At 41.5% G+C, this 12,995-nt stretch carries 12 protein-coding genes; 10 read left to right on the top strand and 2 right to left on the bottom strand.

All coding sequences use genetic code 11. The annotated features are described in order from the left end of the window. Positions 1-40 precede the first annotated feature (40 nt). From QNH43_RS16835 to QNH43_RS16800, 8 genes are all read left to right on the top strand, one after another. Positions 41-1,015, top strand: a complete 975-nt coding sequence (locus QNH43_RS16835) for a hydroxyacid dehydrogenase (protein WP_076365802.1) — start codon at positions 41-43, stop codon at positions 1,013-1,015. 96 nt (positions 1,016-1,111) lie between these two features. After that, positions 1,112-1,297, top strand: coding sequence for a DUF3311 domain-containing protein (locus QNH43_RS16830; protein ID WP_434060205.1), 186 nt, complete (start codon positions 1,112-1,114; stop codon positions 1,295-1,297). Further along, positions 1,294-2,787: a sodium:solute symporter family protein gene (locus QNH43_RS16825; protein WP_283915008.1), complete on the top strand. Its 1,494-nt coding sequence runs from the start codon at positions 1,294-1,296 to the stop codon at positions 2,785-2,787. Before QNH43_RS16830 ends, QNH43_RS16825 begins: the two co-directional genes overlap by 4 nt. Positions 2,788-2,870: 83 nt before the next feature. Then, entirely contained in the window at positions 2,871-4,535 is a 1,665-nt protein-coding gene (locus QNH43_RS16820; protein ID WP_283915007.1) for a thiamine pyrophosphate-dependent enzyme, read from the top strand. 85 nt (positions 4,536-4,620) lie between these two features. Beyond that, positions 4,621-5,802 carry a Glu/Leu/Phe/Val family dehydrogenase gene (locus tag QNH43_RS16815; protein ID WP_076365808.1) on the top strand — a complete coding sequence of 394 codons (1,182 nt, stop codon included), beginning with the start codon at positions 4,621-4,623 and terminating at the stop codon, positions 5,800-5,802. Between the two features lie 58 nt (positions 5,803-5,860). Beyond that, positions 5,861-7,291: an amino acid permease gene (locus tag QNH43_RS16810; protein ID WP_076365810.1), complete on the top strand. Its 1,431-nt coding sequence runs from the start codon at positions 5,861-5,863 to the stop codon at positions 7,289-7,291. 132 nt (positions 7,292-7,423) lie between these two features. After that, the gene (locus tag QNH43_RS16805; RefSeq protein ID WP_283915006.1) at positions 7,424-8,866 is read left to right on the top strand and encodes an aldehyde dehydrogenase family protein; all 1,443 of its coding nucleotides are present in this window, start codon (positions 7,424-7,426) and stop codon (positions 8,864-8,866) included. A 293-nt stretch (positions 8,867-9,159) separates the two neighbouring features. Next, positions 9,160-10,191 carry an aromatic ring-hydroxylating oxygenase subunit alpha gene (locus QNH43_RS16800; protein WP_283915005.1) on the top strand — a complete coding sequence of 344 codons (1,032 nt, stop codon included), beginning with the start codon at positions 9,160-9,162 and terminating at the stop codon, positions 10,189-10,191. Between the two features lie 181 nt (positions 10,192-10,372). On the opposite strand, the gene QNH43_RS16795 is transcribed toward QNH43_RS16800, so the two are convergent. After that, positions 10,373-10,819, bottom strand: a complete 447-nt coding sequence (locus QNH43_RS16795) for a DUF5392 family protein (RefSeq protein WP_283915004.1) — start codon at positions 10,817-10,819, stop codon at positions 10,373-10,375. Between the two features lie 507 nt (positions 10,820-11,326). Between QNH43_RS16795 and QNH43_RS16790 the strand changes: the two genes are divergently transcribed. Together QNH43_RS16790 and QNH43_RS16785 are read left to right on the top strand one after the other, a co-directional pair. Beyond that, positions 11,327-11,707: a hypothetical protein gene (locus QNH43_RS16790; protein WP_260320738.1), complete on the top strand. Its 381-nt coding sequence runs from the start codon at positions 11,327-11,329 to the stop codon at positions 11,705-11,707. After that, positions 11,697-12,167 carry a hypothetical protein gene (locus QNH43_RS16785; RefSeq protein WP_283915003.1) on the top strand — a complete coding sequence of 157 codons (471 nt, stop codon included), beginning with the start codon at positions 11,697-11,699 and terminating at the stop codon, positions 12,165-12,167. Before QNH43_RS16790 ends, QNH43_RS16785 begins: the two co-directional genes overlap by 11 nt. Positions 12,168-12,409: 242 nt before the next feature. On the opposite strand, the gene QNH43_RS16780 is transcribed toward QNH43_RS16785, so the two are convergent. Continuing rightward, positions 12,410-12,985, bottom strand: a complete 576-nt coding sequence (locus tag QNH43_RS16780) for a DUF2238 domain-containing protein (RefSeq protein ID WP_283915002.1) — start codon at positions 12,983-12,985, stop codon at positions 12,410-12,412. Positions 12,986-12,995 lie beyond the last annotated feature (10 nt).

Below are 12,995 nucleotides of genomic sequence, written 5' to 3'. Positions count from 1 at the left end.
GATTTTTCCTTCAAGGTTAATATGAAAGGTTGGTGTGAAGTTGAGTCATTTAGTGTATATTCCTCAAGATATTGAGAAAGAGGGGAAAAGTTATTTACTAGAAAAGGGCTATAAGATTAAAGTTGGGTCTGATCTGTCGCAAGAAATTCTTATGGAAGAAATCAAGGGGTGTGATGCAGTACTAACGAGATCAACGGCTGTAATAAATAAAGAAGTTATTCAAGCAGCTGAAAACCTAAAAGTGATTGCCAAGTATGGTGTGGGTTTAGACAATATTGATATTGAAGCTGCTACAGAGCGTGGCATTTATGTAACAAATACACCAGAGGCAAATGCGAATTCTGTGGCTGAACATGTAATGGCATTAATTTTATCATTGTCCAAAAATTTAAGCTTGGCTGATAAAGAGCTGCGCAGCGGGAATTTTGCTATTCGCAATCAACTTTTTGGCATGGACTTGGAAGGCAAGACCTTGGGGATTATCGGACTGGGGAGAATCGGTAGAATACTGGCAAAAAAGGCTTTCCAAGGCTTCGATATGAAAGTGATTGGCTACGATCCCTATGTTACAGCCAGAACGAGTTCGGAGTTGGAGATAGCAACAGATTTAGAATGGGTATTCAGAAACTCAGATGTTATTAGCCTGCATCTGCCGTTAACGAAAACAACAAAAGGGATAATAGGAAGCCGTGAGTTTTCCTGGATGAAACCTTCTTCCTATTTTGTAAACGCTTCCAGGGGAGGTGTGGTGAAGGAAAGTGATTTAGTAAATGCTTTGCAAGCGGGCCAGATTGCCGGCGCTGGAATAGACGTATTTGAAGTTGAGCCTCCTGATAAATGGAATCCCCTTTTTAAATTGGATAATGTGATTGTCAGTCCACATAATGCGGCATTGACGAAGGAAGGCTCGATACGCATGGCTGTACATGCAGCGATGCAGGTGGAACAAGTTCTTACAGGCCTGCAACCGAATTGGGCTGTAAATGAGCCTTTAACTAAAGGGCTGTCAATGTAATAATACAGAAAAAAATTATCTGTTTTTTCAGAAAATGAAGGATTGGATGGTTCAAGTTGGGCATTTGTTGATAAGGATGGTGAACAAATGAAGAAAATGATCTATGTGATAAGTGCAATACCGGCACTTGGCTCGCTTGTGGTTATCAATCGGATTGAACCTTATGTTTTAGGGATGCCATTTGTTCTTTTTTGGGCCATATTATGGGTTTGTCTAACATCAGTGTTTTTAATAATTGCCAATAAACTTGATCCTGCAACCGAGGGGGAAGAAGACGGATGAATGAAGCCCTGCTTGTCATCCTTTTCTTTCTGGTTCTGTGTATTTGGTTAGGGCTCCAAGCTCGAAAAGGCAAAAATATGAGTTTGGAACAATGGGCTATAGGCGGAAGGGGTTTCGGCAGCTTTTTGCTCTTCTTCTTGATAGCAGGTGAAATGTTTACGACCTATACGTTTTTGGGGGCAAGCGGCGGAGCTTATAGATCTGGTATGCCTCCTGCCTTATACGCTTTCAATTGCTTCTATTTTGTAATCGCCTATTGGCTGTTGCCGCCTATTTGGAGATATGCAAAAAAAAATAATGTCATCTCTCAATCTGATTTTTATGATAAAAAGTACAATAGTCCGGCTTTAGGAGTTCTTGTGGCGGTAATTAGCGTCATTTCAATTATTCCATATCTGATCATGCAGTTGAAAGGGTTAGGAATTATCGTATCGGAAGCCTCCTATGGTTCCATTTCGCCAAATGTGGCTATAGTCGTAAGTGTCATTGCGATCACAATTTACGTAACTGCTTCAGGGATGCATGGGGTAGCGTGGACCGCGGTCATTAAAGATATCATGATTCTGACTGTTGTCGTCTTCATGGGGATTTATTTTCCACTTCATTATTACGGTGGTTTACAGCCGATGTTTGAAGCAATCGATACGGCAAAACAAGGTTTTTTGATTTTCCCGGAACAAGGTTTGAGCATCTCTTGGTTTATTTCAGCTACGATCATGACGGCACTGGCATTCTATATGTTTCCTCATATGTTGGCGGGAGTATTCTCTGCAAAAAGTCAAAAATCACTTCGTTGGAATGCTGGGGTTATGCCAATTTATCAAGTAATCATCATCTTTTCGTTATTTATTGGTTTTTCTGCGATTCTCCAAGTTCCGAATTTAGAGGGGGCAGAAGCAGACTTAGCTTTATTTAAACTGGCGAAGATGTCATTTGATCCCTGGTTTGTTGGGGTTATTGGAGCATCAGGGGCGATGGCCGCCCTTATACCAAGTTCACTCGTGTTGACGGCCACTGCCACGATACTTTCCAAGAATGTTTATAAGGTGTGGAGGCCGAATACATCAGATGAACAGCTTCAAAGATTGAGCAGGATGTTAGTGCCTGTCATTTCCATAGTGACTCTATATTTTACGTTTAATGGCGGGGAGTCGATTTTTACGTTGTATCTTATGGCATATAGCTTCATGGCACAGTTGTTCCCCGCATTATTTTTTAGTTTGTGGAAAAAGAATCCTGTTACCGTTCAAGGAGCTTTTGCCGGAATGATCGTTGCAATTCTAATTGTCATATACTCGACTACTTCAGGTACGACACTTGCTACTTTATTTCCATCTCTACCGCATGTAATACAAGATCTTGATGTAGGGTTAGCTGTATTACTCATCAACATTGCAGTAACTTTGGGAGTGAGTGCCGTTACAAGAAAAACATCAATTGGGATGGAAGAAGATATTAAACAAGCTTCAGGAATGGACAAAACTAGTTAAATGATAGTGGGAATGAGTCCAATTTTCATATAATCATAAATTACTAGGACAATAACACGTACTTGAAAGCGGGAGGCTTGATTATGAAAGTCAGTGGAGGAAGAGCAGTCGTAGAAGTAATGGCTAAAGAAGGGGTAAAAAAAACTTTTTGTGTACCAGGTGAAAGTTATCTAAGTGTAATGGATGCACTATATCAACATCCTGAAATAGAACTTATTTCCGCCAGGCATGAAGGGGGAGCCTCTTTTATGGCGGAAGGGTATGCCAAGGCTTCGGGAGAGGTGGGGGTTTGTATGGCAACGCGTGGAGTGGGTGCTACAAACTTAGCTATCGGCATTCATACTGCCGCCCAAGACTCAACCCCTTTGGTTGCGCTTATTGGCCAAGTCGAACGCCCTTTTAAAGAAAAGGAAGCATTCCAGGAAGTGAATTTGACGGGTTTTTTCAGTCATTTATGTAAATGGACGGTAGAGATCGATCGTGTGGAAAGGATCCCGGAATTATTGCAACGGGCATTCCATATTGCGCGATCGGGGCGTCCGGGCCCTGTATTGGTGGCTTTGCCGCATGACATGTTAGAAGATGAGGCAGAGTTGAACATAAATCCTTCTTATCGCTCGCTTCCTCCTCACCCGCATATGGAAGTTGTGAAGCAGGCGATGGATATGATACGAAACGCGGAGCGTCCCGTATTGATTGCTGGTGGAGGTGTGATTCATGCTAAGGCCAACAGGTTGCTTGTACAGTTTGTGGAGGCAATGAAACTTCCTGTCATTACAGCTTTCCGGCGATTTGACGCGTTTCCGAACTCACATCCTTGCTATGCGGGATGGCTTGGGTTTGGGACACCACAATATTTACTTGATGCAATCCGCGATGCAGATGTAGTTTTGGCATTGGGGACACGATTCTCTCAAGTGGGAACACAAGATTACACCTTGCTTTCTAAAAATTCAAAGCTGATCCATGTGGATATTTGTCCCGATATTTTTGGTAAAGTATATGCACCTTCTCTTGCCATTGAAGCGGATGCCAAGAGCTTCCTGGAACAAGCACTGCAAGCGCCAGAACCAGGATCTATTATTTCAAGCGAAGATCATTTGAAAGAATTGCATGAAAAATATATGGAATTTTCTGAAACAAAAGCCGACTACACAGAAGACTTCGTGGATATGGACGGATTGATGCATGATCTTGCCGTCTGTCTGCCGAAGGATACCATCATTACAAATGATGCTGGCAACTTTTTCGGATGGCTATCTAGATATTACCGTTTCGAACAAGAAAACACATACGTAGGGCCGACGTCGGGTGCGATGGGATACGGACTGCCCGCTGCTATTGGGGCAAAGCTGGCGCAGCCTCACAAACATGTTGTATCAATTTCTGGAGATGGCGGCTTTATGATGACTCTCCAAGAGATTGAAACCGCTGTACGGTATAAAATTCCGACCATATCAATTGTTGTCAACAACAATATTTACGGGACAATTCGTGTACATCAAGAAAGGCATTTTCCAAATCGGGTCGTTGGAACTGACTTGTCTAATCCTGATTTTGCCGAATTGGCCCGCTTATTTGGAGCACATGGTGAAAAGGTTGAAAAAAATAGTGATTTTGCGCCAGCGCTGCAAAGGGCGATTGCTTCTGGGCTGCCGGCTGTAATCGAGGTTGCAGTCAATCCAAAGATCTTATCTGTAGGCCAAGACAAGAAGGAAGTACACGAAAAGCTAGTGTCAAACAATTAATTCCCGGCATGACTGCTTTGGTATTGTTTGCATTGGATGATAGCAGGAACCAATAAAAGTAGGATATTCAAGGGAGGTTTCATAGTTGTTAAAACCATATTTAGTTGTGGAATGGAATGATACGGAAACGGATGCTAAAGGCTGGCTGGTCGTCCATAACTTTGTAAAAGGCTACACAGGCGGCGGTACAAGAATGCACCCAACGGTTACAAGAGAAGAGGTCGAAAGGCTGGCCGAGGCCATGGCTTATAAGTATGTTGCCTGTGAGTCTGAGACGACTGGCGGTTGTAAAGCGGGCATTGCCTATGATTATAAGGCGCCAGACGCATATGCGGTGTTAAGAAGATTTCTGATTGCGATGATGCCATATATAGATATAGGGGTATCTTTAGGCAGTGATTTAGGTACCAAATATGAAGATGTGCTCAAAATATTTAATGAATTTGGTATTGATATCCCACTAACGAAATCAATGAAGCAGAATCCGAATGTTCTGCAAGGGATAAAAGACTTCGATGAATTGTTGACGACAAAAATCGATGGGCTGTTTATAAACGATGTCGTAACAGGCTATGGTGTGGCATTTTCCGCAGATGAGGCGTGGAAATTTAAAAGCGGAAAAGGTGGAGCGAGAGTTGTCATTCAAGGATTCGGCTGTGTAGGGGCAAGCTGTGCATTGAAAATGTCCCAGTTAGGTTATAAAGTCGTGGGAATTTCCGATGCAGCTCTTTTGGTAACGTGTGAAGCAGGATTAGATGTCCAAAAGCTCATTGATCATAAGAATATGTACGGAGAAATGGATAAAGCCTTTTTTGAACCGCATTATGACGTAAGACCGAACACGGAATGGCTCGACATAGAGTGCGACATTTTAATTCCGTCCGCACTGGAGGATGTCATCCACATATCTAATGCTAAAAGCGTAAAAGCGAGCTTGATTGTGGAGGCGGCAAACATTCCCCTTTCTTCTGAGGGAGACGAAATCATAAAACAAAGAGGAATTGATGTTGTCAATGATTTCGTTGCCAACCTGGGGGCGATAAGATTTTATGATGCGGTTATTTTCGGACTAGTTAAACCAAATCCACAAGCTGTCGTTGATGATATTGAAAAACTATGCAGGAAAAATACGTATCACTTGTTTACACAAGCTAAAAACCAAAATAAATATCAAAGAGAAGTAGCTTATGAAATATTTAAACCGACAATCAGCGACTTGCCGGAATTTGCAGAGCCTTCAGAAGCGTTATCGGGGAACTCTCGTTAACTTTTGTTAATCAAAAAAGTGTTTAGGCAGTTTATCGATTAGAAACGGGGGGGAATTCATGCAAGCAGAACATGAAAATCAACCAAAAGAATTACAGCGCTCAATGAAGAGTAGACATTTATTCATGCTCTCCTTAGGTGGGATAATTGGAACAGGTCTTTTCCTGGGATCAGGATATGCAATCGGTGAAGCTGGACCCTTAGGAGCGATTGTTGCCTATTTAGTCGGTGGTTTGTTAATGTACTTGGCGATGATTTGTCTTGGTGAATTATCGGTAGTGATGCCTGTGTCCGGTTCCTTTCAGGTCCATGCAACGAAATTCATTGGACCTGCCACTGGTTTTGTCATTGGCTGGATTTACTGGCTGAGCTGGGCTCTGTATGTAGGCTTGGAATTCGTAGCGGCCGGTTTGCTCATGACTAGATGGTTTCCCGATATACCAGTATGGATATGGTGTGTGATATTTACGGTACTTTTATTCTCTATAAATGCATTAACAACGAGAAGTTTCGCAGAGACAGAATATTGGTTCTCCGGAATTAAAGTACTTGCCGTTATTCTATTCATAATTATCGGTGCGGCAGCGATGTTTGGATGGATTCAAATGGAGGATGCACAACCTGCCCCGTTCTTTTCCAATTTTATAGGTGATGGACTATTCCCTACAGGTTTCACGGGTGTGTTTATTTCGATGATGACAGTCGTATATGCATTCCAGGGATCGGAAATCATGGGTGTTGCAGCAGGAGAGACGGAAAACCCGCAACATAGCATTCCGAGAGCGATTAGAAACATCGTAATACGTGTGCTGCTTTTCTATGTACTGGCAATCTTTGTTCTATCGGCTATCGTTCCTTGGCAAGAAGTCGGAGTACTGGAAAGCCCATTTGTTACCGTGTTTGAAATGGTAGGCATTCCTTATGCAGCTGACATTATGAATTTTGTAATATTGACTGCGGTACTCTCTGTTGGGAACACGGGACTGTTTGCCTGTACCAGAATCCTTTTCTCCCTTTCCCAAAATGGTATGGCGCATTCTGCATTTGGAAAGCTCAATCGGCGCGGTGTACCTTTTAATGCCTTACTCGTCACCATGGTCTTTGCCTTGCTGTCGCTACTTACTAGTGTAGTAGCGGAAGAAACGTTATTTGTTGTGCTACTTTCCATAAGCGGGGTAGGAGGGGTGCTTACTTGGATAGCGATTGCGTTCGCACAGTATAGATTCCGTAAACAGTATATCAGAGCAGGCGGAAAGGTTGAAGATCTGAAGTTTAGAGTACCATTTTTCCCATTTGTCCCGATTCTCTGCATACTTATGTGTCTAGGCATTTTTGTGTTCACCGCATATGATCCGACACAGCGAACTTCGTTGTATTGGGGTTTAGGTTTCGTCGTTGCTAGCTATATATTTTACTATTTTAGATATACGAGAAGGAAAATAGAGGTGCCGGCATTATCGAATGAACCGCCCAATGACTTTGTCCAATAGGGATTATTCTTAATATGTCCGACAAAAGAAATCGTTCGAGATGCAGGGATCGTTGAAGGATCCATTTAGAAGTTCCGGTTATAAGAAAAACTATGATTGAAAAGTAGAAAAATAGAATACGGAGGAAATATTATGCGTTACTTAAATTATATTAACGGAAAATGGCAAGAACCAACTACAGGGGAGTACAAGGAAAACCTTAGTCCCCATAATGGAGAGAATTTAGGAGAATTTCCATCTAGCTCGGCGGCTGATTTACATGATGCAGTGGCTGCCGCAAAAAATTCATTTCCTGCTTGGAAAAAACTATCGTTTCAGCAAAGGGCTTCATACTTGCAGAAAGCAGCTGAAATTTTGAAAAAGAATATGCAGGAAGTGGGTCGGGATTTGATAAAGGAAGAAGGAAAAACATTTCTGGAAGGGATGGGGGAAGCCAATCGAGCTGCCAGCATTCTTGAATATTATGCTGCTGAAGCCCGGCAGCCACTCGGGGAAGTAATTCCTTCAGCGAATGCCAATACATTTTTATACACTACCCGTACCCCTCTCGGACCGGTGGGGTTGATTACACCATGGAACTTTCCAATTGCCATCCCTGTGTGGAAATTGGCGCCTGCCCTGATTTACGGGAATACGGTCGTGATTAAACCGGCTGATCTTACACCTAAGTCGGTCTATCATGTGATAAAAGCCTTTGATGAAGCGGGAATTCCGGCCGGAGTCATTAATTGTGTATTCGGAAGGGGGTCCGTCATTGGTGCTGCATTAGTGGAGCATCCTGATGTGAAGGCTATATCTTTTACTGGTTCGAATCAAGTAGGTCAGCAAATCCAAAAACAAGCCATTGAACATGGGAAGAAAGTGCAAGTGGAAATGGGAGGGAAAAACCCGCTCGTCGTATTAGCTGATGCCGATCTAGAAAAAGCAGTGGAAATTGCTGTAGGCGGAGCCTTTAAGTCCACTGGGCAAAAATGCACAGCCACCAGCAGGGTGATTGTCGAAGAAGGAATATATGAAGCATTCCGGGACCGTCTTGTCGCCCGTACGAAAGAATTAAAAGTGGGTAACCCGCTCAACGAAGAAACATTTATCGGTCCCGCTGTATCTAGATCACAACGCGATGGCGTGCTTGAAATGATTGATGCTGGGAAAGCAGAAGCAACGTTATTGTGTGGAGGAGAGGTTCCGACCGATGAGGAATTGGCGAACGGTTATTATGTACGACCGGCTATCTTTGAAAATGTTGCCCAGCATGCCCGCATTGCACGTGAAGAAATCTTTGGACCAGTCATCGCACTGTTTAAGGCAGGAAATTATGAGGAAGCAGTTAAGATGGCGAATGATACCGAATATGGATTGAGCGCAGCAATTTGCACGAATAATTTAACGGCGGCTCAAAGGTTTATTGAAGATGTCGAAGTGGGTCTTGTCCATGTCAATTCGGAAACAGCAGGAACTGAGCCGCAAATGCCATTTGGCGGATGTAAAAATTCAAGTGCAGGCAGCCGTGAACAAGGGAAGAGTGCCGTTGAATTTTATACAGAAGTCAAGACAGTCTATATGGATCGGGTATAAGAACAAATTGTACCAAGCGTTTTTTAAACTTTTAAATTGGCTCTTTGCGTAAAGATTGTTGTTTTTAAAACGAAACGATTTCAGGTTGATTGGAGCACAAGTGCGAGACTCCTGCGGGAGCAGCGGGACAGGTGAGACCCCACAGGCGTTTACGCCGAGGAGGCTCACCGCCCGCCCCGCGGAAAGCGAGCATCTGGAGGGGAAATCAACCACACCGCTTTACTTGGTAAATAGCAACAAAGTATGCGAAAACAGCCTTTAAATTAGATCATAATTCAGGAGGGATCTTCAATATGTCCACTAAAGAAAATGTACAGTTCAGCCCTACACTCCCATATTCACGGTATGTCGATCCAGAGGTATTCAATGAAGAAAGAAAAAAAATCTTTAGAAAGAGTTGGATATTGGCAGGGCATGCAAGCCAAGTTGAAAAAGTGGGGGATTTCATGACATTGGATATCGCTGGAGAGCCCATTATCGTTTCGCACGGTCCTGATGGTGAACTGCGAGCATTTTACAATATTTGCCCTCATCGCGGAATGAAAGTAGAAAACTCCGATAAAGGAAATAGAAAAATTTTACAATGCGGATACCATGGATGGACGTTCAAATTAGATGGAAGTGTAAATAGAGCTCCTAATTTTAAAACGAATGAATTGGGCATACACAGCTGTATGAAATCCATACGCTTAGAAGTTCAGAATGCCATGATTTTTGTCAATCTAGACAAAAATGCACCTTCCATGGCAAAAGCATATCAGGAATTTTTAGAGGAAATGAAAGAGTATCCCTTCTTTGATTCACTGAAACTAGTTAGGGAAACCCGCCGTGTAGTTAAAGCTAACTGGAAAGCTGTTGTTGACAATTACCTTGAATGTGATCATTGTTCCATTGCTCATCCTGGCTTTGCAAAATCTTTTGATTTATCAAACTTTTGCACAACGACACACGACAAATTCACCTATCAATATATGACCGTAAGCAAGAATGGTGAGGGTGACCAAGCACGTTTTTATTGGGTTTGGCCAAATATGATGATTAACGTTTATCCAGGAGACGGGAATGTGAATACCATTCAAGTAATTCCTGTTGATGCTGAGACGTCGTTAGGTATTTATCGTGATTACTCCCTCGATGAAAAAACAACCATAGAAAAAGAAGAATATTTTAAATTTGTTGATCAAGTACGGCAGGAAGATTTTGAACTGGTGGAAAAATTGCAAAAAGGATTAAGTTCCGAGGCATTTACAAATGGTATCTTCTCTCCAACTGAACATGCTGCAGTTTATTTCCATGAACTTATTGATAATAACCTCCAGAACTAACTAGCTGCCAATTGGAATGCACTTAAAAAAGAAACGTTATAGATAATATGTAAATTTAATAGCACTTAAGCAAACAACCAGTATGATTCGGTAGTTTACCGGAGCATACTGGTTATGTTGTTTTATTTGTGATGACTTTTTTGCCTATTTGAACGACCGATAAAATTGAACTGCCTTTTATTTATTCCGGGTGAGAGGATTTGTTCTTCCATTGTTGTTCTTCAGCAAGAAACTCAAAAAAAACATTCATGGCAGTAAGCGGATGCTCATTAACTCTTCTAAAGTAGTTACTTTTTCTGGCATCTGTTAAATAGCTGCTATTTTTGATTCTTTCCAACATGAATTTTTGACTCATTATCACTATTTCTCTTTTGTTGTGTTTGTTTTCTTTTAATAGGGCAAATCCTACAGCTCCCACCAATGCATAGATTCCAAGTGCGATTTTCGAGATGGGTATGGATTCGTTCTTAAATAAAAGAAAAAATAGATTAATGATGGAAAAGCCTATCAACACCGTCGAAAAAAAACCGTATTTCATATTTTTCTTCAACAAGGGGGACAGTTTTGATTGAAGTTGTTCGATTTCGGCTTGAATGAAGCCAGGTATATTATTTATTTTGATATTCATTGTTTCCTCCTTATTATCTTGCATGAACCCAATAAGTATATGGCACCAAAAAAAATTGTACCTATTCAATGAAACAGGAAAAGGAACCTGATAATATATATCTTATCGTTTGGAATCGTGTTTGTCATTTAATATATCCCATTGACTTTTTTAAGGAAAAGTAAACGAAGTGATGTAGGTGATGAATGGAATGGGCAATTTATTTGTGTTGAACTAATCCAGATGGACAGCGTTCTTTCAGTATGAGGGAGGTGAATAAAGATCATTTGCCTTAATATACACACAATGGTATAAATGATGAATGGATTATGGTAAAATGGTCCTCAAATGGAAGTGATTTTTTTCGTTTTTTCATCATTGATAGTTATGGATGGCCACCCTGCGCCTTTTTTTGTCATAAATACGTGACTATTGTGGTATTTTGTTCTTTTAAATCGAGTTTTGGAACAAATCAATATATAATTAGAAAGCGAGATATTAGATTCAAAGATTAAGGAGGGACATAGAATGATGGAATGGGCTCTGATCATTTTGTTTGCTGCAGCAGTATTACTGTTCATTTTATCGTTTATTAAAAAGGATTCTGTAAAAGTGGACAGTCAATTGGAACAGGTTGCTATCACTTTTGGAGATGAAATGAATGTGTTACAGGAAAAAATTAGGAACATCGAGATAGATGCTGAAATTACGGTGCAAGAGGCAGGCATTCTAGCAATGTCTTCCGAAAAACGGATTTTGTTGCGTGAAGTGCTTGACCTACATAAGCGAGGCTATTCATTTGAAAGCATTGCACTGAAGACAAAACAGCCGGAAGATGAAATAGAACGCATGCTTACTCCTTACATACAAACGAAGAATGAAAGGAGAAATGTGGCCAATGACATCTAAATCAATGCGCAGCTTTGCCGGGGGCATTGTTGTTGCAGCAGGCTTATGCGGTGCAGTGTACTTCTTTGGTCCAGGTGAAGCGACCGGCACATCGGAGAAACTTTCAGAAGATGAAATGAAAGAGTCTCTGGCTTCAGACGGGTATGTCATACATACCGAACAAGAATGGGAAGATCAGATTGCTGAAGCACAGTCGGTTAAAGAAAAAGCGGAAGCGGAAAAAGAAACGGTAAAAGAACCAACAGAAAAAATCATATACCGTACAGTTCTTAGAGTGTCTAAAGGCTCGACGAGCATCGATGTGGGTAAAACCCTACAAAAGGCAAAAGTCATTAAAAATGCCAATGATTTCTCTGACGCAGTTGAGAAGAAAGGCAAGGCCAACGGATTACGACCTGGAACGTATGTGGTAGATAGTGCGATGACGACGGAAAAAATAATTTCCATCATTTTTAAATGAACATGAAAACGACCATCGATAAGATGGTCGTTTCTGTTTGTCGACAAAAGGGTGTTAGGAATGGTCTTATCCCGAACCCTTTTCGTTTTATATGGGATGAAACTTCATTAGATTGAAAAAATTTGCGGCACTCCTGCCAAATAACCGGCTAGCCGTGATCCCGCTAGATGCTTACGGCGAGGAGTCTTGGCAGACAGTCAGCGGAAATGGAGCGGATTTCTGAAATCAACTGGAACGATTTTTCATGTTTTCTTTAACTTATTCTTTGTCCGCACTCCAGCCCACACTGCAATGATAAGTCCTCCAATAGTATCCGCGATTAAATCTATCATTGTATCTTTATTTCCCCCTCCTTGTAGTGTCATTCCGAATAATTGATCAGAACTGAATTCGTAGATCTCCCATATGACACCCCCAAGTGCTGCGAAAGAGAGGGTAAACAAAAAGACAAACCAAGGGGATATCTCTTTGCCTGCATTTCTGTATACCAATCGTTCATATAAAGCAATTCCCGTAAAAGCAAGAAGGGAACCGCTTAGTAAATGTAATAATGTGTCCCACCACCCGAGTCCATACCAACCTAAAATAGAACCTAAAAATTGTGAACCGAATAAGAAGATTAAATAGGAAATGATAATGGGCAGGTTGAATTGAAGTTTGGTAAATAGGGCCAGTAAAAGGGGAATGGCCCCGCATACTACACCGCCTATCGCAACCAGGGATTTGAAAGTTTCATCGGCAGAATAGAAAAAAATGGATAAGGCTGCCATGAAAAGTACATACACTAAACTTAATGAAATAACTAGTTTACGATTCATAAGATTACCT

Source organism: Peribacillus simplex (assembly GCF_030123325.1).
Lineage (GTDB): Bacteria > Bacillota > Bacilli > Bacillales > DSM-1321 > Peribacillus > Peribacillus simplex_D.
Note: the sequence above shows the minus strand (reverse complement) of the source record. Positions and strands in the feature narration are given on the sequence as shown.